At 39.1% G+C, this 24,556-nt stretch carries 27 protein-coding genes; 23 read left to right on the plus strand and 4 right to left on the minus strand.

Annotation, left to right across the window (positions count from 1 at the left end):
- Positions 1–119 precede the first annotated feature (119 nt).
- From J7E67_RS00450 to J7E67_RS00480, 7 genes are all read left to right on the plus strand, one after another.
- Positions 120–893: a phytanoyl-CoA dioxygenase family protein gene (locus J7E67_RS00450; protein ID WP_214730595.1), complete on the plus strand. Its 774-nt coding sequence runs from the start codon at positions 120–122 to the stop codon at positions 891–893.
- A gap of 582 nt (positions 894–1,475) precedes the next feature.
- On the plus strand, positions 1,476–2,732 hold the full coding sequence (locus tag J7E67_RS00455; RefSeq protein WP_214730597.1) for a sensor domain-containing protein: 1,257 nt from the start codon (positions 1,476–1,478) through the stop codon (positions 2,730–2,732).
- On the plus strand, positions 2,707–3,534 hold the full coding sequence (locus J7E67_RS00460) for a putative bifunctional diguanylate cyclase/phosphodiesterase (protein ID WP_214730599.1): 828 nt from the start codon (positions 2,707–2,709) through the stop codon (positions 3,532–3,534). Before J7E67_RS00455 ends, J7E67_RS00460 begins: the two co-directional genes overlap by 26 nt.
- 292 nt (positions 3,535–3,826) lie before the next feature.
- Positions 3,827–4,174, plus strand: coding sequence for an ArsR/SmtB family transcription factor (locus tag J7E67_RS00465; RefSeq protein ID WP_214717927.1), 348 nt, complete (start codon positions 3,827–3,829; stop codon positions 4,172–4,174).
- Between the two features lie 30 nt (positions 4,175–4,204).
- Positions 4,205–4,846: an aquaporin gene (locus J7E67_RS00470; RefSeq protein ID WP_214730601.1), complete on the plus strand. Its 642-nt coding sequence runs from the start codon at positions 4,205–4,207 to the stop codon at positions 4,844–4,846.
- Positions 4,847–4,857: 11 nt separating this feature from the next.
- Complete coding sequence (gene arsC, locus J7E67_RS00475) at positions 4,858–5,277, plus strand: arsenate reductase (thioredoxin) (RefSeq protein WP_214730602.1); 420 nt, start codon at positions 4,858–4,860, stop codon at positions 5,275–5,277.
- Between the two features lie 75 nt (positions 5,278–5,352).
- Positions 5,353–5,781 (plus strand): protein-tyrosine phosphatase family protein, encoded by a 429-nt coding sequence (locus tag J7E67_RS00480; protein ID WP_214730603.1) that lies wholly within the window; start codon positions 5,353–5,355, stop codon positions 5,779–5,781.
- Positions 5,782–5,962: 181 nt separating this feature from the next.
- On the opposite strand, the gene J7E67_RS00485 is transcribed toward J7E67_RS00480, so the two are convergent.
- On the minus strand, positions 5,963–6,832 hold the full coding sequence (locus J7E67_RS00485; protein WP_214730604.1) for a cation diffusion facilitator family transporter: 870 nt from the start codon (positions 6,830–6,832) through the stop codon (positions 5,963–5,965).
- A 233-nt stretch (positions 6,833–7,065) separates the two neighbouring features.
- Here J7E67_RS00485 and J7E67_RS00490 point away from each other — a divergent pair, with 233 nt between their 5' ends.
- From J7E67_RS00490 to J7E67_RS00505, 4 genes are all read left to right on the plus strand, one after another.
- Positions 7,066–7,482, plus strand: a complete 417-nt coding sequence (locus tag J7E67_RS00490) for a BlaI/MecI/CopY family transcriptional regulator (protein ID WP_168240919.1) — start codon at positions 7,066–7,068, stop codon at positions 7,480–7,482.
- Position 7,483: 1 nt separating this feature from the next.
- On the plus strand, positions 7,484–8,344 hold the full coding sequence (locus tag J7E67_RS00495) for a M56 family metallopeptidase (RefSeq protein WP_214730609.1): 861 nt from the start codon (positions 7,484–7,486) through the stop codon (positions 8,342–8,344).
- 216 nt (positions 8,345–8,560) lie between these two features.
- Positions 8,561–8,965: a DoxX family protein gene (locus J7E67_RS00500; protein WP_214730611.1), complete on the plus strand. Its 405-nt coding sequence runs from the start codon at positions 8,561–8,563 to the stop codon at positions 8,963–8,965.
- Between the two features lie 48 nt (positions 8,966–9,013).
- Entirely contained in the window at positions 9,014–9,700 is a 687-nt protein-coding gene (locus J7E67_RS00505; protein ID WP_214730613.1) for a DsbA family protein, read from the plus strand.
- Positions 9,701–9,770: 70 nt separating this feature from the next.
- On the opposite strand, the gene J7E67_RS00510 is transcribed toward J7E67_RS00505, so the two are convergent.
- Genes J7E67_RS00510 through J7E67_RS00520 form a run of 3 tightly spaced genes read right to left on the minus strand, consistent with a single transcriptional unit; the run spans position 9,771 to position 12,159 of the window.
- Positions 9,771–9,941, minus strand: coding sequence for a twin-arginine translocase TatA/TatE family subunit (locus J7E67_RS00510; protein WP_088089754.1), 171 nt, complete (start codon positions 9,939–9,941; stop codon positions 9,771–9,773).
- Between the two features lie 16 nt (positions 9,942–9,957).
- Positions 9,958–11,124 (minus strand): ZIP family metal transporter, encoded by a 1,167-nt coding sequence (locus J7E67_RS00515; protein ID WP_214730708.1) that lies wholly within the window; start codon positions 11,122–11,124, stop codon positions 9,958–9,960.
- Between the two features lie 21 nt (positions 11,125–11,145).
- Complete coding sequence (locus J7E67_RS00520; protein WP_214730616.1) at positions 11,146–12,159, minus strand: multicopper oxidase domain-containing protein; 1,014 nt, start codon at positions 12,157–12,159, stop codon at positions 11,146–11,148.
- A 336-nt stretch (positions 12,160–12,495) separates the two neighbouring features.
- Here J7E67_RS00520 and J7E67_RS00525 point away from each other — a divergent pair, with 336 nt between their 5' ends.
- From J7E67_RS00525 to nadX, 12 genes are all read left to right on the plus strand, one after another.
- Complete coding sequence (locus J7E67_RS00525) at positions 12,496–13,299, plus strand: prohibitin family protein (protein ID WP_214717826.1); 804 nt, start codon at positions 12,496–12,498, stop codon at positions 13,297–13,299.
- Positions 13,300–13,547: 248 nt separating this feature from the next.
- On the plus strand, positions 13,548–14,255 hold the full coding sequence (locus J7E67_RS00530) for a DUF421 domain-containing protein (RefSeq protein ID WP_251026474.1): 708 nt from the start codon (positions 13,548–13,550) through the stop codon (positions 14,253–14,255).
- A 144-nt stretch (positions 14,256–14,399) separates the two neighbouring features.
- Positions 14,400–14,534, plus strand: a complete 135-nt coding sequence (locus J7E67_RS00535) for a YjcZ family sporulation protein (RefSeq protein ID WP_214717830.1) — start codon at positions 14,400–14,402, stop codon at positions 14,532–14,534.
- A 211-nt stretch (positions 14,535–14,745) separates the two neighbouring features.
- Positions 14,746–15,546 (plus strand): alpha/beta fold hydrolase, encoded by an 801-nt coding sequence (locus tag J7E67_RS00540; RefSeq protein WP_214730618.1) that lies wholly within the window; start codon positions 14,746–14,748, stop codon positions 15,544–15,546.
- A gap of 86 nt (positions 15,547–15,632) precedes the next feature.
- Positions 15,633–16,424, plus strand: a complete 792-nt coding sequence (locus tag J7E67_RS00545; protein WP_214730620.1) for an IclR family transcriptional regulator — start codon at positions 15,633–15,635, stop codon at positions 16,422–16,424.
- 283 nt (positions 16,425–16,707) lie between these two features.
- The gene (locus J7E67_RS00550) at positions 16,708–17,985 is read left to right on the plus strand and encodes an MFS transporter (protein WP_214730622.1); all 1,278 of its coding nucleotides are present in this window, start codon (positions 16,708–16,710) and stop codon (positions 17,983–17,985) included.
- 160 nt (positions 17,986–18,145) lie between these two features.
- Complete coding sequence (locus tag J7E67_RS00555) at positions 18,146–18,679, plus strand: cupin domain-containing protein (protein ID WP_214717842.1); 534 nt, start codon at positions 18,146–18,148, stop codon at positions 18,677–18,679.
- A gap of 134 nt (positions 18,680–18,813) precedes the next feature.
- A complete protein-coding gene (locus J7E67_RS00560; RefSeq protein WP_214717844.1) occupies positions 18,814–19,728 on the plus strand; it encodes a VOC family protein in 915 nt (304 codons plus the stop codon).
- Between the two features lie 17 nt (positions 19,729–19,745).
- Positions 19,746–20,537: an SDR family oxidoreductase gene (locus tag J7E67_RS00565; RefSeq protein ID WP_214730624.1), complete on the plus strand. Its 792-nt coding sequence runs from the start codon at positions 19,746–19,748 to the stop codon at positions 20,535–20,537.
- A gap of 22 nt (positions 20,538–20,559) precedes the next feature.
- Complete coding sequence (locus J7E67_RS00570) at positions 20,560–22,251, plus strand: thiamine pyrophosphate-binding protein (RefSeq protein ID WP_251026475.1); 1,692 nt, start codon at positions 20,560–20,562, stop codon at positions 22,249–22,251.
- A 12-nt stretch (positions 22,252–22,263) separates the two neighbouring features.
- Positions 22,264–23,709 (plus strand): aldehyde dehydrogenase family protein, encoded by a 1,446-nt coding sequence (locus tag J7E67_RS00575; RefSeq protein WP_214730626.1) that lies wholly within the window; start codon positions 22,264–22,266, stop codon positions 23,707–23,709.
- Positions 23,710–23,724: 15 nt separating this feature from the next.
- Complete coding sequence (gene nadX, locus J7E67_RS00580; RefSeq protein ID WP_214730628.1) at positions 23,725–24,507, plus strand: aspartate dehydrogenase; 783 nt, start codon at positions 23,725–23,727, stop codon at positions 24,505–24,507.
- Positions 24,508–24,556: the final 49 nt, after the last annotated feature.

The raw sequence follows: 24,556 nt of genomic DNA on the forward strand, positions 1-24,556 counted from the left end.
AAATATCCCTCCGATGTCTTCAAAAGACAAAAAAACAGCCTCTTTTGATAAAGACTGGAATCCATTATTTTCTTAAAATTATAACAATTATACTATTAATCTTAAAGGAGGAAATTATCATGATTACTTCAAAGGATGCTGATTTTTACAAAGAAAATGGATACTTGCTTGTTAAAGGGGTTTTTTCTAAAAAGGAAGTAGAGCAAATGAAAACGGCGGTTGAACGCATTATTCAACGTGCAGCAAATACTAAACATGATCGAAATCATGCCTGGCAAGGGGAGTACATCCCCGCAAACGAGTTAAAGAAACTTGTGTTAAAAGGATTTCATGACGTTCATTATCATGATGCGTCTTTCTCAAGAGCGGTTATTCATCCTAATATGGTGTCTATTTTGCAAAAGCTGATCGGACCGAATGTGCAATTACATCACTCCAAAATGCTGGTTAAACCACCTGAAAAGGGAGCAGCTTTTCCAATGCATCAGGATCATCCGTATTTCCCACATGAAAGTCATACCATGCTGGCAGCTAGTGTTCACCTTGATGATGCAGACTTGGAAAACGGATGCCTAAGGGTGATACCAAAATCTCATCAAGAAGGACCACTTTCTCATGTAGGCAGTCACTACTTAAATCATAAGGAATATCCGATTTCCATAGGGACTCCCTGCCCTGCTGAAGCAGGGGATGTACTGTTTTTTAATTATTTAACGGTACACGGTTCGGATAGTAATCGCAGTAACCGTCCGCGCAGAAACGTATTATTCCAGTATCGTGATCCTGCCGATAAACCGTCCGCCGATGTACATGTGAACTGGGGGCAAGGCTTGATGGTCTGTGGAGAAAATCCAACATTCCGTGATTATCACGCTAATTTTGCCTTAAAATAGTGAATTGAGAGGAAACAGTTACAAATAGGGTAGGTCTACGTGACCGAAAAGAGTCAGGAGCAGAGAAGTGGGTAACGTAGAAGGGTACTACGTGACCGAAAAGAGTCAGGAGCAGAGAAGCGGGTAACGTAGAAGGGCTCTACGTGACCGAAAAGAGTCAGGAGCAGAGAAGCGGGTAACGTAGAAGGGTTCTACGTGACCGAAAGGAGTCAGGAGCAGAGAAGTGGGTAACGTAGAAGGGTTTTACGTGACCGAAAAGAGTCAGGAGCAGAGAAGTGGGTAACGTAGAAGGGTTCTACGTTACCGAAAGGAGTCAGGAGCAGAGAAGCGGGTTACGTAGAAGGGTTACATTGGGGAGTGATTTAGTTGGGTATGACCCCACCCCCCTTAAAATAATAAAGTAAGGCAGGGAGACTGGTGTCACTCTGCTTTTTTTGCATTGGGGAACACCGAATTTGTCGAAAATCTGCCTCAAACGAGTGACATTTCAAACAGTATAAATCTAACATTTCATTTATGATAAATAGTATCTGGACAACAAAAAACGAGTATTTATGCAAAATGCAATGAGAGGAGACCTTTATGAGAAATCAAGGAAAAAGCACCGATTTAGGTTTGTTTATTCAAACCTTTAAATCCGTTCTGCTACATCTACCTGTGCCCTGCTATATTCTTGATCTAGAAGGTACGATTGTCTTTTCAAATGATGAAACGATCCAGCTGACAGGGTATCAACGAGAAACAGATTTCAAAAGGAGTTTTCTCTCTCAATTGGATGATGAATATATCGATAAAACGATCGAGCATTTTAAGACTGTTCTAACGGGTGAAAGGCTTCAGTTTCAGATTGAGATTAGGCATCAAAACGGGGAAAGTATCCCGTTAAATATCATCTCGATCCCGCTTGAGATCCGTGGATTGGTTCAAGGGATTTGTGGCTTTATTTTGGAAGAGTCTGAAAAAAGTGCTTTCATCCATCAACCTTTTGATCCGAACAATTGGGATAAAATTTTTAAAGAAATAGATATTTGTTTATGGTCTGTCGATGCAAAAACGATGGAGACCCTGCAAATATCCTCAGCCTGCCAGCGTATTTTGGGTTATTCCGAGGCGGAGTTTGTTGAGAATCCCTATTTGTGGATGGATCTCCTCCATCCCCTTGATAAAACTGTCGTGCTGGAGCAGTTGGAGTTATTGGACAAAGGACAGTCAGTTAGGCTTGAATACCGGATTCGAACTCAAAATGGGGTGGGTAAGTGGGTTTTCGATTATATCGTTCCCATTTTTGATGATCAAACGATTGGTCCAGTGAGATTTGATCGGGTTGTGATGGATATTGATCATCGAAAAAGAACCGAATCCGAATTAACCTATCTAGCTTTTCACGACCCGTTAACAGGATTACCGAACCGCAGGGAATTTGATGAACAGCTTCGAACAGCCATCCTGGAAGCGAAGAGAAAAAAGCAGTTCGTTGGGATCTTATTCATCGATATTGATCGGTTCAAGGATATCAATGATTCACTCGGTCACAAAATGGGTGATCGATTGATTAAAATCATCGCTAATCGGTTAAAAAATCATATCCGTCCTGAGGATGTGGTCTCACGTCAGGGCGGGGATGAATTTGTCATTTTATTAAAAAATCTGCCGAATAGTCATGTGATTGAGGAAATGGCCGCAAAAATTAGCCAGGTGGTTGCAGAGCCGATCACGCTGCTTGAACATGAGTATAGAGTGAGTTTAAGTATTGGAACAAGCATTTTCCCTGAACATGGGCGAGATGGGGAAGTGCTCATGATGAGGGCTGATCATGCGATGTACCTGGCGAAGGAATAAATCGGGTATTCAGCAATATCAACTCGGCATGTCAAAAAGCCTGTCACGGAAAATGCTGCTTGAACAATATCTTCATCGAGCGATTGAACAAAACGAGTTGTATTTAGAATATCAGCCCGTTTTTGATGTTTATGCCAAGAAAGCAATCGGTCTTGAAGCACTCCTCCGTTGGAAGCATCCTGTCTTGGGGAGTATTCCACCGGTAGAATTTATTCAAATTGCCGAGGAATCTGACCTGATTATTAAACTTAGCAATTGGGTTTTATCGTCTGTCTGCCACCAGCGGCGGATATGGTTGGATAAGGATTTACCCGATTTTTATATTTCTATCAATGTGCCGGCTAGACAAATCCATCAAGCTGATTACATTGATTCTATCAAACGAACGTTACATCAGTATAATTTACTACCGGAACTATTAAAAATAGAAATTACCGAAAGAACAGCGATGACGGATGTCCAGAAAACATTGAAGACGATGCGTGAACTGCAAGAATATGGGGTTGATATCATTCTTGATGATTTTGGGATCGGTTATTCATCGATTAGTTACCTGGTTCAGTACCCGTTTAATACCATCAAAATTGATAAATCCTTTATCCAGGGTCTAGATAATAAAAATCAAAAATCGGTTTGCAGGGCGTTAGTGGCCATGGGCAGAAATCTTGGTATGAATGTGGTCGCTGAAGGTGTGGAAGAAATGGAGCAATATCAATTTTTATGCAGCATTGGCTGCCATAAAATACAAGGCTACTATCTTAGCAGACCCACTTCAGTCGATTTGGTTGAGAAGTTTTTCTAAGCAGCGGTCTGCCCCCCGACATGAAGGAATGGCATTGGATTGATAGCCACGGTTATCAATCTTTTTTCTTTACTTTAACTTTACATTAGAATACTTGAAATTCATTATTTGTTGTTCTAATATATAAGCAAATAATTATATATAAATTTGATATAACATAAAAAGAATGTGTTTAGAAAACTGTGAGGATATGTATAATTTCTTGGATTCAACGGAATATTAAAACACCATAATTTACATGGATTTTAAATAAGTATATTATTATTTGCCTATATGCAGGGAGGTGTCCAAACTGTTGAAATCAATAGTTGAAATAGAACGAGCGGCCAACGTTTTAAAATTATTAGGGGATAAAACACGCTTGACCATTGTGACGATTTTAAAACAAAGAGAATGCTGTGTATGTGAATTTCTTGAAGTGTTTGATATGAGTCAGCCGTCTATTAGTCAGCATCTTCGAAAACTGAAGGATTTAGGGTTAGTTAAAGAGGATCGCAGAGGTCAGTGGATCTATTATTCCTTGAATTCACAAAGTGATTTATATGGACTTATAGAAGAAATTTTAGAGCATGTGCCAGTTCAGACAGAGAAAATCAAACAGATTGAAAAGAGCAATCCTACGCTTCGTTGTGGATGCTAAGCAAATGATCAACAAGGGGATTAAAACAAAATGAAAAAAAAGTTAATCAGCGAATTTTTAGGAACTTATTTTCTTGTTTTTGCTGGAACGGGTGCAGTTGTAATAGATTCGATTACTAAAAGTTTAACTCATGTAGGCGTAGCCCTTACATTTGGGCTAGTTGTAATGGCACTAATTTTCTCGTTTGGTCACCTATCTGGTGCACACTTTAATCCAGCTGTTACCATTGGATTTTTAATTCATGGGGATATAAAGAAGAGAGAAGCACTTTATTATATTATTATTCAAATCATTGCCGGGATTGCAGCAAGTGCAACGTTGTGTTGTTTATTTGGAAACGTTGCAACGCTCGGTACCACCTTACCAAGAGGATCATGGTCACAATCGTTTATTTTGGAATTTATCCTTACTTTTTTCCTGATGATGGTTATATTCGGTTCTGCTGTCCATGGTAAAGCGGTAAAATCCTTCGCAGGAATTGCCATTGGTGCAACGGTAGGATTGGAAGCTATGTTCGCTGGTCCAATTAGTGGTGCTTCAATGAATCCTGCAAGATCTATTGGTCCAGCCATCGTATCAGGTACCACACAACATCTAGGGGTGTATATTGTCGCTACTATTTTAGGAGCAGGTTGTGCGGCAATGATTTATAAACTACTACACGAAAATTAAAGGAGCACATCATGTCTAAAAAGAAACTTTACTTCTTATGTACAGGAAATTCTTGCAGAAGCCAAATGGCTGAAGGATGGGCTAAGAATCACTTAGGTGATGAGTGGGAAGTACGCAGTGCTGGGATCGAAGCACATGGACTTAACCCCAATGCTGTAAAAGCGATGAAAGAGGCTGGAATTGATATTTCAAGTCATACCTCTGACATTATCGACCCTGAATATTTAAACAATGCCGATCTAGTTGTTACATTATGTGGTGATGCGGCTGACAAATGCCCTGTTACTCCACAAAAAGTAAAGCGAGTTCATTGGGGATTTGATGACCCAGCTAAAGCACAAGGTACAGAAGAAGAAAAATGGGCTTTCTTCCAACGTGTCCGTGATGAAATCGGAGGACGTATTAAGCGTTTTGGTGAAACTGGCGAGTAAGAATTAAAAGCCAAGAGTAACAACTAAAAACTTTTATCAATGCTACTAAGTAAACATTAAAGGTGGAGTAAAACCATGGCTGCAAAAAACTATAACGAATTAATTAAAGATCATATTTATTTTGGCGGAGCAGATGATGTGAAGGACATGATGGAAAATGAAAAAGCCGATATTATTTACGATTTGCGGGCGGAGTCGCATGAGAACAAGTCAGGGTACGATCGTATCCATATTCCAATCGTTGATGATGCAGAGCATCAAGACGAGTCAATCAAAAAGTCAATTGAGCATGTTGTAAGTGCCTATAACGAAGGCAAAAAAGTTTATTTCCATTGTGGTGGTGGAAGCACCCGAGCGGGAACAGTTGCAGTTGGAACCTTATTGTCATTAGGTAAAGCGAAGACAATTGATGAGGCAGAAAAAATTGCTAAGGCAGCTCGTCCAAAAATTAACGTAAAACCTCAGATGAAAGAAGCATTGCAACGCATCTTTCCTAATTCTTAGTAATAAAACACTAACATTTATGGGATAAGACTTTCTGATTTCCAAATTGATAAAAAATAAGTAGGATAAGTAAATGAATATAGAAATAAAAACTTCATCTTGTTGCTGATAGATTTTATTTCAATAATGAGTTTGGAGAAAGGCTCCAAACTCATTATTACTTTTCTGCATTTAATTTAATTTAATTAGGTTCAACGTGGACATGAACATCATAGACATTATGTTCTTTTATTAATTCATTTTCAACCTTGGTTGCAATATCATGGGCTCCGCGAATATCTAAATCGGAATTGACCAGAATCACAATGTCCACAACTACGTTATTCCCGTAATTCCGAGCTTTGATGTCTTTAACCCCTTTTACACCATAACAATTAATGATTGTTTCTTTATATGTTTCTATTTGTTTTTCGTCAAATCCATCGGTCAAATAATGGGAAGCATCTCTAAAAATCTCCCAACCTGTCTTACAGATGAGTAATCCAACAATTATAGCAGTAATTGGATCGAGCCAAGGAAGATTGAACTGGGCACCAACGATACCAATAAATGTACCTACACTGACCCATGCATCTGAAAGGTTATCCTTTGCTGCGGCCATAACAGATTGGCTATTAATCTCCCTTGATAATTTTTTATTATAACGATAAACAAAATACATAACTAAAGCACAAAAGAGTCCTGTCCATGCCGATACCAAATCTGGAGATTCATTTCTTCCATTAAATATACTAGTAATCGCTTCATATGTTACTTGTATTCCAACAACCATCATAATAAATGAAGTGACCATTGAGGCAACTGTTTCAGATTTCCAGTGCCCATATGGATGGTCATCATCAGCTGGACGTTGTGATAATTTAAGACCAATCAGTACAGCAATTGATGCAATTATATCTGTTGCATTATTTAGACCGTCCGCTTTTAGTGCTTCAGAGTTAGCTATTAAACCTACTGCTAATTTTAATGAAGATAAGCATATGTAAGCAATAATGCTTATTATCGCTCCTCGCTCTCCTCTTTTTAGATCCAAATATCCTTGTTCATTCATACTTCTATCACCCACTATTTCATCCTTTACTATTATGGAATAAAAGTTTCTAGTGGGTCTAGAGAAACCTTTTGTCTTCCTTCAAACTAAGTAATGGCAGTGAAAAATAGTTTCACTGGGGCAACTATTCGGAGTATTGTTTTAGGAAGGAGGGGTAGTTTTTTAATTAGCCATTAATAATTGAAAAAGATAAGATATTACACTACAATATGTAATGGATGGGAGGATGTTATATGACAATCAATAATTTTCGTTTTGACCAAGAAGGACTTAATCGTTTTTTCGGTCCGCTTGAGTCTAAAATAATGGACATTCTTTGGGACGGCAATGAAAAGAGTATAAAGGACGTTCAACAAAAATTAGAAAATGAAAAACCGATAAACTTTAATACGGTTATGACGGTTATGAACCGTCTTGTCGATAAAAACATACTTACCAAAAGATTGGAAGGAAGAACATCTCTCTTTAAACCTGTAAAGAGCAAAGAGGATTTTATTAGCGACCAATCTAAAAAACTAACAGATAACCTTTTAGACGAATTTGGGGGATTAGTTGTAAATCATATGCTGGATTCATTAAATGAAGTTGATGATCGATTACTTCAGAAACTGGAACAAAAAATTGAACAATTAAAAAAGGGCAGAAAGTAAAATGGTCTGGAAACATAAATCAATTGCCGTTTTAGGTTTAGCCCTTTTCTTTGCGATCATTTTGTTTGTTCAAATATCTATGTACCTATTAAATATTCTATTTGGCCCATTAGAGCTATTTAATATCTTTAATTTTTGCGTTAGCCTATTTGAAAAAGGCACATTTGCCTATTATGCAATCTTATTAATTGTGAATGCTTATATTTTGTATACCGTTTTCATCATTTGTAAAAAAATCGTTCAGCAAATCTTGCTATTAAGTTCATTTCAAAATAAAATTCAACTACTTATTAATAACGATAAATCCAAACAATTGAATCAAACCTATAATAGAAATAATGATGATATAGTTGTTATCGATTATAAAGAGCCTTTGGCATTTACATTTGGGTTTTTGAAACCTGTAATTGTCCTTTCTACCACATTAACTGAAATGTTAGATTCAAAGGAATTAGAAGCAGTCATCTACCACGAGACTTCCCACCAAAGGTATTATGATGGAGTTAAGGTTTTTATTTTACAAATCATTTCAGAATCTATATGGTATATCCCTCTTACGAGATGGTCCTATCAGAATTATCGGATTATGATTGAACTAGTTGCAGATGAATATGCTATTAATCGGATGGGTTCAGAACTTGGATTAGGAAGTGCTTTATTAAAGCTAATTAAGAAGAAGCAACTAAAAGTTAATTCAAATCTTACTCCAGCAATTGTGCATTTTGCGGATACTACAGTCGATTACAGGCTTCAACAATTGATTAATCCGCAACAATCCATTCCCGTTAAAGTTCAGACACGATCAATCGTTATCTCTTTAAATGTATTTATTTTAATATTATTCCTATTAGTTATTGCCTAACAAGGATTGGAGGTAAAGTCCAATCCTTTATTTATTGATTGGTTAATAGATTAATATGTAGAAAAATATTATCTCTTGACCAATTACAACAATTAACACTACAATAGGTAGTGTTAATTAAGTTATTTCATGTAAAAGGGAGAATATGTTACCTTTTAACACTACGGTTAGTAGTGTGAAATTAAAGACATTTAGATTTTGAAAGGAGAAAGTAAATTGAAAAAATCAGAAGTCGGGACACTAATTCTAAGGTTATTTTTAGGGGTATCATTCTTTATTCATGGTGTTTCAAAGTTTCAAAATGGGATTGAAAATACTATAGGTTGGTTTGATAGTTTAGGAATTCCAGGTTTTATAGGGTACATAGTCGCCATTATTGAATTAGTAGGGGGACTGTTGTTAACAATTGGATTTGGAACACGATATATCGCAGCTCTCTTTGTATTCATCATGATTGGAGCCATTTGGAAAGTAAAATTGGCAGCAGGTTTCATGGGAAATGGACAAGGTGCTGGGTTTGAATTGGATCTTGCCTTTGCGGTCATGGCAGTATATATATTCCTAAATTCAAATTCTGCTCTTTCTCTTGATTCAAAATTGTTCTCTAAAAATCCACAATAAAGATGTAAATTCATAGAGAGATTAAAAGCTTAAATAGAGGGTGAAAAGATGTCTTCAGGAAACAAAAAAACAAAAAAATCGAAAAATCAATCATCTAAATTTATATTTTGGGTGATTGGTTTAATAGCTGTTTGTCTAGTCGGTATAATTTTTTTATCAAATACGGCTAAAAAAGAAGCAATAGACTATGAGGGGCAGCCATTTTTAGGAGAGAAGTCTTCCCCAGTAAAAATAGTTGAATTTGGTGATTATAAATGTCCTTATTGTAAAAATTTTAATGACACACTTCTCCCGAATATCGAAAAGGATTTTATCGATACAGGAAAAGCTTCGTTTTATTTCATGAATTATTCGTTTATCAATGTAGATTCTACTCGTTCTGCAAAATTTGCGGAAACCGTCTTTAAGGAACTGGGAAATGAAAAGTTTTGGAAGTTCCATGAACTATTATATGAAAAACAGCCTGATGATACTGAGGCAGAGCAAATGGATATATATTCAGAGTCTTTTCTTAAGGACACTTTAAGCGAAATTGTCTTTGAAGCAGAGGTGAAAAGAGTGGTTAATGCCTTTAAAAATGACCAATCAAAAGAGGCATGGGAAAAAGATATGAGTGCTGCTAATAAGTTAAGTATTACAAGTACCCCTTCGATTTTTATTAATGGTATGAAATTTGAAGGGAACACCTATGACGATTTCAAGAAGCGAGTAAACGAAGCAGCAAAGGAAGAGTAATTTCTAGAATAAAAAGTAATACATCAAAAAAGGTGGTACATCGTCTTAATCGATGAGCCACCTCGTAAATTTATTTCTTTTCTTTATCGTGGTCATCATCCATTATGCCCTTTGTTGACTGTTTAAATTCTCTAAGTGTAGATCCTACGGCACGACCGAGCTCTGGGAGTTTTTTCGGCCCAAAAACAATTAATGCAATCACAAATATCAATAATGCACCACCAATTCCTATATTAGCCATTTCAAATTCCTCCTGATTATTTTACGAAAAAAGCCGTAAAATACATGATTAATATTCCAAGCGTAAATCCAGAAAAATTCATCCATGATACAACTGGTTCATTATTCTTTTTCTGTTCTTCCATCAGCATTTTGGAGATAACAAATATTACCTGTAAAATGGCACCCGCACCAATTCCTAAAAATACTGCACCCCAGATTGGTGAGAAGATAAAACCACCGAACCAAGTTCCCAAAATGGCGGGAGCACCCGCAATCGTACCTAATAAAACAAATGAACTAAATTTGGGCTTGCTTTTTAATAGTGGAGCAGCAATCCCAATCCCTTCAGTTATATTATGCAAAGTAAAACCGATTACTAAAAAAGTGCCCAATGCAGCTTCTCCGAGAGCAAAAGAAGATCCAATAGCCAAGCCTTCACCAAAATTATGAAGGCCAATCCCTGTGGCCATCAATAATGAAATTCCTAGTGGAGAATAACCCGTTCGTTTTTGTCTTTGGTTTTGATATTGATCAAATCCAACCAGTAAAAGAAATGAAAGAACTGTACATATAATCACAACCATGTTTCCTTGGAATACTGACGGTGCTTCTGCTCCTATTTCAAATCCATCAAATAACGTACCAAAAAATAAGAATAGTAGGAGGCCAACTGTGAGAGCAAGAATGGCATTAATCCAACTTTTTTTCAAACGCTTCATAAATGGAAACCACAATAATCCAAGAGTAATCGGTACAATCCCTACATAGAAGCCAATAAATCCGTAATTCAGTACATTATCCCATGAAAATTTGGGAGTTAATGTTGCTGCATCGATACCAGCTTCCGTTATGATTCCATTCTCAGATATTAATAGAATAGTATGGGGGTCACCTTCAACCCATGGATAATTAATCGTTACTTTTCCCTCTTCAAACCTATTCAGTGTGGAATCTGGAGTCATCGAAAAATTCCATACAGAATCATCCACAATCACTTGAGATATGGTCAATGTCTCTGGGCCAGTATTACTGACATCTAGCTCAAATCCTGAAGGTACAATTTTAATCTGTTCAACATTTAGAACCTCTATTGGAGCAGCAGGATCTCGTTCCACTCCAGCCCCATTTTTAAATACCCACCCCAATACAAGCAGTAACAGAACAAGTGGAATAAGACCTGTAATTAACCACTTTGATTTCATAAACATGATGATCACTCCTTTCTATTCAACCTCAAAGAATCCCATCCAGCCAAGTTCTGCAAACTCACTAACATGAGCGTGAAACATATATTTTCCCTTGTACGGAAAGCGAACTTCAATGATTCCACGTTCCCCTTGGCATTGCATGATGGTATCAGTAAATTGAGTCGGATTGTCGTTTCTACCAGTTGGAATATAGGTAAAATAATTTGCGTGTAAATGGAAGGAGTTTAGTAAGTCAAACTCGGTTAAATTGCTTAAATAGATGCGGACAAGTTCATCCTTCTTGATTTTAATTGGATGATTCATAAAGGCAAAAGCGTACCCATTCACCGTATAAAATTCGTTTGCACCGTCTAAATCTAAATCAAAAGCATTCATGACCATATTTAATTCTAGTGCAGGTTCCCTTGGAGTTTTTGGATCTATAATAAAATTACCGTATAACCCTTTATGAATATGTCGTCGTAGCGGTAGAACATGGCAATGATAAAGTTGTAAGCCATATGGCTTTGCTTCAAATTCATAGGTAAATGATTTACCAGGAGCGATAGGGTCTAATCCATCCATTTCTGGGGGGTGAATCCCATGAAAATGAATAGAGTGTGGATGACTCCCTCCATTTATAAAATGAAAGCGTAAAAGATCCCCTTCGGTACAACGGAATGTGGGACCTGGAATCGTCCCATTATAGGTCCACCCTGGAAACTTAATTCCTTTTGCAATTTCAATTTCCTTGTCAATCGCTACAACTTCATATTCACGTAAAGTCCGACCGTCTGAAAGTTTTGTTGCTTTTCCATAATCAAATTCGGTTAAAAGACGTTCAGCCATCTTATAACCCTCTGTTTTTGAAGAATCATACTTATTGGTGTGATTTGCAGAATGACTATTGTGATTGGAAGCATGATTCTCTGCATGAACTACACCTGTAAAGGGTGCCACTTTATTTAAATAAATACTGCCTGCTATCCCTAGTGCTCCAGTAGTTCCCATTTTTAAAATATCTCGCCTAGAAATTTTATTTTCCGCCATTCTTTGACCTCCTCTTAAAAAGTTTCCTTCGTGCAAATTTATTTGTGTTTGCCAATACTCTATGACAAAGACAAACTTATTGTCAATAACCAAATATAAGTTTTTATTAAAAACATTCAAATAATTGTTTGACCATTGGAATAACTTTTCATATACTAATAATCAGTTCTTAATGCCTATTTTCAGTTAAATGAAAATAGGCATTTTTTTGTTGGATAGAAAATCATAAAATAATTAGTCGCGGCTAACATTGCAATAGTTCTTTGCTTTCTCCTGTTTGTTCCCTGTATAAATATGGAACTATTTTCATAAGGTTATCTTAAAGGGGGGATCAAAATGTACTATACGAAATCTATAGTAAGCGGAATTATTGCGCTGGTTATTATCGTGGTTGGCTTTTTTTCTAGTACATCCGTTGATTCTGGATATAGAGGAGTTCTGCTACAATTAGGGGCCGTTAAACCGACGATTTTAACGGAAGGATTTCATTTTAAGATTCCGTTTATTCAAACCGTTCAACCCATTGAAGTCCGGGTCCAAAAAGAAGAAAGCTCGCAAACAGCTGCCTCAAAGGACCTGCAAATGGTCACCGCCATGGTGGCAGTAAATTATTCTGCTGATCCAGAAGCGGTGAATAAGCTCTATCAAGAAATCGGCTTGGATTATCGTACCCGAATCGTTGACCCAGCGATTGCCGAATCACTAAAGGCAATCACCGCCCAGTACACAGCGGAAGAATTAATTTCCAAACGACCGGAAGTATCAGCAAAAGTGAAAGATATGCTCGCAAGTAAATTAACAAAATATTATATGATTCTTGAAGATATCAATATCAAAGAATTTGCTTTTAGTGAAGAATTCAATAAAGCAATTGAATCGAAACAAACCGCGGAGCAAAATGCGTTACGTGCAAAAAGAGATCTCGAAAGAATCAAAATCGAAGCCGAGCAGAAAATTGCTCAAGCTGGTGCAGAGGCTGAAGCCTTACGATTGAAAAAACAAGAGGTAACGGCGGAATTAATCCAATTAAAGCAAATTGAAGTCCAAGAAAAAGCTTTGGAAAAATGGGATGGCCGCTTGCCAAGTGTAACAGGCGGAGCCACTCCATTTGTTGATGTGGAGGGACTTTCGAAAAAATAAGCTGGGATATGTCTCTCGAAAACCATGCTGATTATACTTCAACAATATACTGTGATAAAGGAGAGGCAATGGGCCTCTCTTTTTCTATGGTGAATTGCCGTTTCCAAAGTGTTCGAGGCGAAATCGGAGATCGCAATATGTATTGCAACCATTCTTAAGAGGTTTAGACAGGAATGAAACTTCTAATACTATAGATAACTTTAGTTCTGTTACGGCGCTTGTTAGGATTTATAAGGAGAGATGCAAATTTGGAAACAATTTACCATGCATTTTTGGTTTTTGTGGTAGGATATTTGTTTTTAAGGTTGACGGGAAAAAAAGCTGTAGCTCAAATGCACAGTTTCGATTTATTGTATATTCTTGTCCTAACCAATATCATCAGTTCCCCTATAGAGGTTAAAAATATGGGAATGGCAATTACCTATGCTGGAATCACAGTCATTCTATATAAAATCTTTATACGTTTATCCTTACATAATAAATTAAGATGGATTCTTTATGAAAGTCCAACGGTATTAATTCATAACGGGGATATCGATCGAAAAGGGCTGAAAAAGGTGCGTATGACAATAATTGAGTTATTGTCATATTTAAGAGTACAAGGGTACACTGATACTCAAAACATTGCCATTGCAGTGATGGAGGAAACAGGAAGTATTAGTGTTATCCCCAAGTCGGAATACCGACCAGTTCAACCTAATGATTTAAAGTTACAGGTAAAGAGAGAATATCTTCCTATCCCACTGATCATGGACGGTCAAATTGTTTACCATAATTTAAAATATCTGCAATTAGATCGTGGTTGGCTAATTGACGAGCTCGAAAAATCGGGTGAAAAAGTAGAGAATATTCTATTAGCAACTTTTTTAGAAGATGGAAAGTTATTTATAGACAATAATGAAATGAAGGAACATAAAGGCGATCCATATTACTACAAACCAGGGAGAGATAATTAAATTAAGTATAGTTGGCTGGGGAGCCTACATATTCTATATGAAATAGAAATTTGTTTGTCCTTATCAAAATCCTAGGGAAAGAGCCCTTCCGATTCTTATTTCTTAACATAAATTGTAGGGAATAAGTCTAAGGAGGGGTATAAAATGTTTGGATATGGTGGATTTGGTGGTTCTTGTGGTGGCTATGGCTACGGCGGTGTCGGCTTCGGGGGCGGTTTTGCTTTAATCGTTGTATTGTTTATCTTGTTAATAATCGTTGGAGCCTCAATCTGTTTCTAAGAAAATACGATTAGTCTTAACTAAAAAAAGCCCTATAAGGGCTTTTTTGGTTGAAACTATACTTCATTAATATCGTCCATGGGATTTTGAAGACTTTATAAAGATTTCAGGAACTTCTGAAAATTCCGTTGACTTATCCTGCAGTTGTTTTATTATAGAAAATATAAAACAATGTTTTACTTATAAAACAATTGGATTTAGGAGGGAGAATATGCCTTTTTTACAAGTAGAAGATTTAATGATTCATTATGAAACCGAAGGAGAGGGAGCCCCGTTAATTATCTTACATGGAATGGGGAACAACTCTCAATCATGGAAAAAGCAATTAAAGGGCTTATCTAAGCAATTCACGGTGATTGCATGGGATGCACCTGGGTATGGAAAAAGTTCTGATCCAAAAGTGGAATTTAAGGAATTTAAGCAATTTGCTGACGTTTTAAAAGGATTTATCGAAAAATTAAACTATGAATCTGTCACGCTGCTAGGACATTCAATGGGGTCGGCAATTGCACTCGATTTTAGTTACCGCTTTCCCGAAATGGTTGATGCGTTAATTATTTCAGATGCAACAAGAGGGGCAGCGGCCCTGAGTAAAGAAGAGAATGAACGGAAATTAAAAAATCGTCTACATAATATTGAAACAGTAGATCCGGCAGAACTGGCGAAGCTTCGTGTAAAGGAACTTCTTTCACCACAGCCAGATCCGGAAATAAAGAAAGAGGCAGAAAGAATCTATTCGCAAATCAGACCGATGGGATTCCGCTCTGTCGCCTATTCACTTTTTTCTTTAAATCAAATGGATATTCTATCTTCGATCACTACACCTACCCTTGTTATTTGCGGAGAATTAGATAGAGTAACACCGGTTAGTGAATCGCAGATTTTTCATGATGCCATTAAGGATTCAACATTTGTTACCATCCCTGGGACTGGTCATTTGTGTTATCAAGAAGATCCCAATAACTTTAATGCAATCGTTCTAGACTTTCTGACCTCCTTGGTGAAAGTATAAATCAAGACGAGATTACCCCTCTTTGCATGAACTTTGATATGATTGTAGTATAAGAAAATTAATAACAATGAGATGGTGAAATGCTGATGGCAAAAGATGAGAAGGAACGCTATAATGCCAATGCCTTAGTGCGAGGATTGGAAATTTTAAAGCTATTTAGTGAAGAGCGCCCCACATTATCCTTGGTTGAAATCGCGAAAGAATTGGATGTAAGTCGAACGGTTCCGTTCCGGTTATTGTATACACTCCAAACACTTGGATATCTCTATCAAGATGAACATACGAAGCGCTACAGTTTAACCCCAAAGGTGTTGGAATTAGGCTTTGCCTATTTAAGTACCTTAAAACTCCCTGAAATTGCACAGCCATACTTAGAAAAATTAAGGGATGAAACTGGGGCATCCTGTCATTTATCGATATTGGATGGTCAAGAAGTTGTTTATGTTGGCAGTGCACCAGTCCGAGGAGTCTCAGCAGTTAATGTGAATATTGGGTTGAGACTGCCCGCCCATGCGATCGCCAATGGAAAAGTACAGCTGGCCTATCAATCCCAAGACAAATTAAACCAAATATTATTTGGCTCCAATTTAAAACCATATACGGAAAGAACGCAAACAGATTACATGGATTTTCAACAAGAATTAGCTACGATTCGGCAAAAGGGATATGCGATTACCAAGGGTGAATTCCATCATGGAATTCAATCGGTTGCTGCTCCTATCTTTGAGCGCTCGGGTCAAGTCAGGGCAGCGATCAATGTAGTCGCAACAGAAGCTACCTTCAATCAAGAATTTATTGAAAAAATAGCCTTACCTAAAGTGCTGGAAGCTTCCGAAATACTATCCGGTTTTATGGGCTACCACTCAAAAATTGATTAAAAAGCTTGCGGAATTCGCAAGCTTTTTTTGTTGATTTGTTTTATATATAAAACGTGTTTTATTTTGCGAAACAAAATGGATGATTTTTGTTGACGTAATATTATAAAAACTTTAAAATAAACTTAGTAATAAACTATGTTTTGTATATAAAACACAATCTTTACTGCAAAAAATAGAAAAGGAGGGATAAGGAGTCCGTTTGGGCCATTGAAGTATTATATAAAAAATAATAAAATTTTATGGAAGCGTATTCATCTGATTTAAAACAAAAGGGGGCTCTTTAATGCTGAGAACGAATAAACGTTGGATTTATATTGCCATGCCTATTTTCGTCTTTTGGTTTTTTGGACAAATAGATAAATTAGGTATTTCAATTATTCAAACGGATCAAGGTTTCTTAAACGATCTTGGATTAACTGGTGCAGATAAGAATGCGAAAATTGGGATGATCACATTTATTTTTACCATTGCCTATGCCTTATCTAATATCTTTTGGGGATTTATCATTGACAAGCTTGGTGCAAGAAAGACAGGAATCATCGGTCTTGTTGTATGGGCAATTACCATGGTTATTGGCGGTTTATCCACTTCCTACGAAATGTTTATCTTGAGCCGTGTCATCCTTGGTATTGGTGAGGGGATGATGATTCCGATTTGCGGAAAGTTTATCTCCAACTGGTTTCATCAGCGTGAACTTGGCCGGGCACAATCCTCATGGCTGGCAGGAAACTATTTAGGACCTGCATGTGGAGCCATAATCTTAACTCTTGTGATTGCGACCTTCCATTGGCAAGCCGCCTTTTTCATTTTAGCAGGGTTTAATCTATTAATCGTTCTTCCAATGTTTATCTTCCTTACTCGTGATACTCCTGAAGAACATCCACGATTAGATCCAAAGGAATTGGCGTATATTCGCCAGTCAGATTCCAAAGTATCAACAAAAAAACAAAACTTTGTTCAAGACTACCGTTATTGGATTGTTTGGTTCGGAATGTTAGTATCATCGTTCTTATTTTTTGGTATTAGTATTTGGCTTCCTACTTATTTAGTCGGAGCGAAGGGTTTCACAAGGGAGGCAATGACAGGAATTACCTCATTATCTTGGCTGTTTGCTTTAGGATTCGTATTAATTTGCGGATTTTTAGCGGATAAAACCAAGCGTCCTGGTTTACTGGCGACGATTCTATTTCTATTGACGGCATCATTTTTAACTGCGGCCATTCTTTCTCCGCAGCCAGTTATGGCCGGTGTATGCATGGGCTTAGCGATGGGTACACAAGGGGGGGTATTCCATTTAAGTAATTTATTCATGGTTAAATTCTCGACGCCTGAAACAGCCGGACGTGCGGCGGGATTGATGGGATTTACTAACATTCTTGGCGGGTTTTCAAGCTATATTATGGGCTGGATGGTTGATATTGCCGGTGGGGACTTTGGACCTTCCATTGTGATGTTGATTATCGCAGCTACGCTTGGGTTCATTGCGTATCTATTTACATTGAAAAGGGAAGCAGCAGAGCTAAAGATTGAGAATCTACCTCCCAATCAGGTGACTGTATAATATGTTAATTTATTCAATTGTTACGTATATAAAACATAGTTTCAAATATTAAATATTCTCAATATTTATAATTGACAATTATAGTATTGGGATTTAATATTAGTCTATAAAGGAAACATTGTTTTATATATAAAACATAATCAAAAAAGGAGTGTTGTAAATGTCTGAAAAATTTTCAGTAGAAGCGTTTGAGAAAAAATATGTGGCGAGGTTAAATGATCGCTCTTTAGACTGGAACGTGTTGAAATTTCAAGAGGAAGTTGACCCAGCTTATCGTAGAGCACAGATGAGATATATCGGCCGCGGCGCAACAGCGAATAATGATGCCAATGTCATTCAAGCAGAACACTTTACATTAAGTACAATGGTTTTACCTGCTGGCTGTAAGGGACCGCTTCATTTACATGATGATGTGGAAGAAGTTTTCTTTGTCATTAAAGGCAGTGTGACCGCACTGATCCAAGAAGAGGGTGAAAGTGAAGTCCATGAAATCGTCTTAAATGAAAGAGATTGCATCAGTTCTCCTCCTGGAGTCTATCGCGGACTGCGCAATGATAGTGATGAAGAGGCATTAATGCTTGTTATGCTGGGTGCTGTTAAGCCGAATTTACCGACCTATCCAAAAGGAAGCGCATTAGAGGAACTTCGTCTTAAGCGGGCTAAAGAGAGAGAAGCAATTATTAACGGAAAATAATTTTTCAATAGGCAGATGTTTCTCAGCGAACATACTCCCTGAAACTTAAGAATTTGTTCTTTGACAGGGATGGTCCTCTTATTTTCATGCGGGATCATCCTTGTTGACTTTAAACGAAAAAATGAGGTGGCAGGATGTTAGGAATCACACATTTAAGGCATATAAGCTTAATTACCCCCGTTCTCAAGGAACAAGCTGAATTTTATGAGAAAATTTGGGGCTTGGATAAAGTTTCTCAAGATGAACAGTCTGTTTACTTTCGCGGGGCCGGCCCTGAAAACCATATATTAAGCTTGCATGCAGGAGAAAAAAGAGGGCTGCACCATATTGCATTCGGTATGGTGGATAAAAACGCAGTCGACAGAGCAGCAGAAATCCTTGCTTCAAAAGGTGTGAAGATTGTTTCCCCGCCTGGTTATTTGGATGAGGAAGGAAAAGGCTATGGCTTGCGTTTTGTCGATCCAGAAAATCGCTGTATCGAATTATCCGCCTGGGTGGAAATTCATACCTCGATTTGGAACAAGAAAAATGTCGATCCAGTCAAACTGAACCATGTCGTCATGAATACGAAAGACCTTGATATGATTACTGACTTTTATACGAATGTCTTAGGGTTTAAGGTGACCGACTGGAGCGAGCACCAAATGTCCTTCTTACGCTGTAACAGGAAACACCACTCGATTGCCTTCAATCAGGATGCTCACGCCTCCGTTAATCATATTGCCTACGAAGTGGATACGGTGGATGAAGTGATGCGAGGAATCAGTAATGTCAGAAAAGCAGGCTATCAAGAGATTTGGGGCCCAGGGCGCCACGGTCCTGGAAATAATATTTTTTGTTACTTCCAAGATCCAGGGAAGTTTGTGATGGAGTATACCTGTTATTTGGAAACGATTGAAGATGAGTCAGAATGGAGAGCGCGTGTTTGGAAGCGAGTGCCTCATTTAATGGACCAATGGGGAATCGCCGGACCTCCGAAGCCGGAAACACGGGCCGCGATGGGTGGAGAGCCAGATCCAGGTTGGGTAGATGTAAAAGCTTTGGTATAGCTGGAAGGGGTGTCAGGATGGATTTAGGATTAAAGGATAAAGTAGCGGTCATCATGGGAGGAACCTCTGGAGTTGGCCTAAAGACGGCAGAAATGTTTCTTCAGGAAGGTGCTCGCGTCGCGGTTTGCGGCAGAAATATCGAGCGGAAAGAAAAAGCCTATGATCACCTGCTGAAATTTGGAACAGCCGATTCGATTTTCGCAGCAACCTGTGACGTGACTAATAAGGATGATGTCAACTCGTTTATCAACGGAACAGCCACACACTTTGGCGGGATTGATATCCTTGTCAATGCTGCTGGACAAAGTGTCATGGGTTACTTTTTTGATGTGACGGATGAACAATGGGAGCAGCAAATCCAGTTGAAATACTTTGCAATTATTTATGCAGTGAAGGCGGTTCATCCTTATTTGGTTAAGAATGGCGGCGGCCGCATCATAAATATCAATGCTACATTAGCGAAAGAGCCGGAAAGACATATGATTGCAACGGCGGCAACGAGAGCCGGATTATTGAATTTAAGTAAGACTCTATCGCAAGAGCTTGCTTCCGATAATATTTTAGTCAACTCAGTGAGCTTAGGGTTGATTCGTACCGATCAATGGGAGCGAAGAAGATTGGAAAATGCCCCTGATATCAACGCTGAAGATTATTATGCAGACTTAGCGAAAAAGCGAAATATCCCTTTAGGAAGAGTTGGCGAAGCAGAAGAAGTAGCCAGTGTGATTTTATTTTTAGCCTCAGAGCAAGCAAGTTACGTATCGGGTTCAACAATTGAAACAGCGGGAGCGCTCGGGAAAGCGCTTTAAATATAAATAAAGGCAGGAATGAATGATGAGTGAACTAAAGCAAATGGAATTTACAACAGCTGACGCAGTGGTCCAAGAACTTGTTCGTGCTGGAGTAGAAACAGCGTTTGGAATTGTCAGTATCCACAATATGCCGATCTATGATGCGATTCTCCGGGAAGGAAGCATTCATTTAGTCTGTTCGCGCGGTGAGAGCGGCGCGGCAAATATGGCAGATGGCTATGCCAGAGCAACGGGTAAATTGGGAGTCGTGATTACGAGTACAGGAACAGGTGCCGGAAATGCGGCAGGTTCTTTAATCGAGGCATGGGCCGCAGGTGTACCAGTTCTTCATCTTACCGGTGAAGTGGCTTCGCCTTACTTAGGAACAGGCAGAGGCTATATCCATGAATGTAAAGACCAGTTGTCGATGATGGAAGGGTCTTGTAAAAAAGCCGTTCGCTTAAGAAGACCAGAGCAGGCATCTGGAGTCGTCAGACAAGCCATCAAAGAGGCGTTTGCCTATCCGGCAGGACCAGTAACACTTGAAATCCCCATTGATTTTCAATCTGCCATTATTCCTAATCATTCGATTGAAGAGATTAGAATATCAGCTCCAACCAATCAATCCATTCCAACCTTTCCTGAAGAGGCATTAACCAAAATTAGTGATGCTCGTCGGCCGGTTATTTGGGCAGGAGGAGGAGTGATTACCTCTGGTGCGTCAAAACAGGTTCAAGAGTTAGCAGAAAAGATTGGGGCGGCCGTGATCACAAGCCAATCTGGAAAAGGAAGTATACCTGAAAATCATCCACAATGTATCGGTCACTTTGCAGCAAATGAATTAACGAAAAACCTGTTGAATGATGCTGACCTATTGATCAGTATTGGGGTCAGGTTTAGAGGGAATGAAACAGCCAACTGGAAAGTCTCCGTTCCAAAAGAACATATCTCGATTGATGCAGACTGGCAAGCGATTAATCGCAACTATGAAGCCACCTATGGAATTGTAGGGGACGCGAAACAAGTTTTACAAGGATTAAATCAGGCATTATCGCAGAAATCAATCGTTCCGGATCCTTCCTATCTTGATGAAGTGCAGTCTGTTCGTGAAGAATTGCGCACCCAGTTACGAGCGACACTTGGCCCATATGAACAAATTCTCGATGGCATGCGAAAAGTGTTACCAGATAACACGATTTTAGTCCGGGATGTAACCGTTCAGGCGAATGTGTGGGGAAGCCGCTTATTTGAAATCTATGAACCTAGAACATCGATTCACGCGTCGGGCGGGGGGATCGGTCAGGGGCTGCCAACAGCAATCGGTGCGCAAATGGGCTTTAAGGATCGTCCGGTTGTGCTAATGGCTGGAGATGGCGGATTTATGGTCAATGTCGGCGAAATGGCTACCGCTGCTCAAGAGAAACTGCCGTTGATTGTGGTCCTGTTTGATGATGCTGGTTATGGGGTGCTCCGAAATATTCAAGATGCGGCCTATGGTCGACAGGTTGCTGTTGATTTATTGAGTCCTGACTTTGTTTTATTAGCTCAATCGATGGGATTTGATGCCTCACGGATCGGTTCAGCCACAGAATTTGTCACTGAGCTGGAGAAGGCAGTTGCGAACCAAAAACCAACCATGATTGTTGTCGATATGGAAGCGGTCGGACCAATGGCAAAACCATTTGGAGGTCCTCCAGGTGCAGCAGATGCGTTCAAACCGAAAAAGTTGTAGGGAGGAATTAACGTGATATCAACATATCCATATGTTTCAGGAAAATATCTGATTGGCGGGCAGTGGATTCAAGCGGAAAAAACAGCAAATGTCATCAATCCAGCACATACGAGTGAAGTAGTCGGCGAAGTTGCCTTATGTTCAAAAGCGGATGTAGAACAAGCGGTGGGAACAGCGGTTAAAGCATATGAAAGCTGGTCTCAAAGTGAAATTGAAGATCGGGCAAACCGGATGAAGCTCGCAGCTGATGAGATTAAATCAATCGTGGAAGAGAATGTAAGTTTACTAGTTCGTGAGAATGGCAAGGTCCTGGTTGAAGCGAAAAAGGATTTGCTCCGAGTAGTCGATATTATGAAACAAGGGGCAGAAGAATTACTAGACTGGTGGAAACCTGAAAGCTTACCAGGCAAACAAAACGTGCAAATCCGCAAGCGTCCGCGCGGGGTTGCAGCGATCATCTCGCCGTGGAATTCACCGCTAATTCTTACCTTTAAGCGAGTCATTCCCGCTGTGTTGTCAGGAAATACGGTGGTCGTTAAGCCTGCAACCAGCTGTCCATTAACGATTATGACTTTCTTAAAAGTAGTAGCTTCCTATTTTCCAGATGGGGTTATCAATGTGGTGACTGGTTCTGGCGGTGTGATTGGGGATGCACTTTGTTCTGACCCACGGGTTCGCACGATTGCGTTCGTTGGCAGTACCGAAACGGGCAAGGAAATCATGCGTGCCGCTTCCGGTACGGTGAAGAAACTATACATGGAACTGGGCGGAAATGATCCAGCGATTGTTCTTGCTGATGCGAAATTGGATGACGAAGCAATCAAGCGCCTCAGGTTCGGTGTCCTTCGCGCTGCAGGGCAGGTGTGCTCCGCGATCAAAAGAATCTATGTTCATGAATCTCGATATGAAGAAGTCGTTGAAAAATTGACCAAGGAATTCAGTCGCATTCGGGTAGGGAATGGGATTCAACCGGATGTTGAGATGGGTCCTTTAAATAACAAATCCCAATATGACTATGTAAACGGACTGATCAATCGTGCCGTTGAAGCAGGGGCAAATGTCATTACGGGAGGAATTCAGTTGGATCCGGAATCGTGGGAACAAGGATATTTTATTATGCCGACGATCATTACCGGTGTAGACCAACAGAGTGAAATCGTTCGTGCCGAACAATTCGGCCCGGTTATTCCGATCTTGCCATTTTCAGATGTAGATGAAGTTGTGCGGCTTGCTAATGACAGTGAATTCGGGTTAAGAGCGTCTGTTTGGACGGAGGATGAATTACTCGCCGTGAAATTAGCTGATCGATTAGAAGCAGGCGCCGTCTTTCATAATAATCATACGGTTTTCCAGGATCTCCATCTTGATTTTCCTGGACTAAAAGAAAGCGGCTTGTCCCGTGAGACGAGACATTGCGGACTCGAATATTTTGCTGATTCATACGGTTTGGCCAATTAAGAAGGAGGGCGTCAGATGAGAATAGGATTAATTGGCGGAGGAAATATTGGAAAGTTCCTCCTTCAAAGCATCAATATTGATGGTCTTCTTTCAGATGGTAAAATTGTAGGTATTTATACACGGAATCAGCAAGCAGCCGTGGAGCTTGCTGCTGAGTTTGCAGTAGAAAACTATTCGGATATTCAATCACTTATCCAGTCTAATATTGACCTTGTTGTTGAAGCGGCGACCATTCAAGTGGTGAAAGATTATGCAGCGGCGATCTTAGCAAGTGGTAAAGATTTAGTGTTAACCAGTGTTGGCGCCTTAGCCGATGTAGATTTTTTTCAAAATCTAGAAAGAATATGTCAAGAAAGCAGTACAAAAATTTATTTACCATCGGGTGCCATTGGCGGATTAGATATTCTAAAAGCGGCGAAATCGATCGGTGAACTAGAATCCGTTTCCATTATTACTAGGAAACCGCCACAAGCATTGCCTGGTGCTCCTGCCGACCAAGAACAAGTGATGTTCGAGGGCTCTGCATCTGAAGCGATTGAATTATTCCCAAAGAATATTAATGTATCGATCATCTTGTCTTTGGCGGGCCTCGGACCAGAGCAAACAGGTGTGAAAATTATTTCTGATCCGACTGCGAGGAAAAATAGTCATTCGATTGAGGCAACAGGGTCTTTCGGAACATTATCACTAAAAGTGGAAAATGATCCGATGCCTAATAATCCCAAAACAAGTTACTTGGCTGCATTAAGTGTGCTGTCCGCATTGAAAAATAAAGATGCGGTCATTAAAGTGGGATAAGTGTTAAAATTATTATATGGAAGAAAACAGGGGAAACCCGATGATTTTT

This window comes from Bacillus sp. ISL-46, assembly GCF_018613205.1.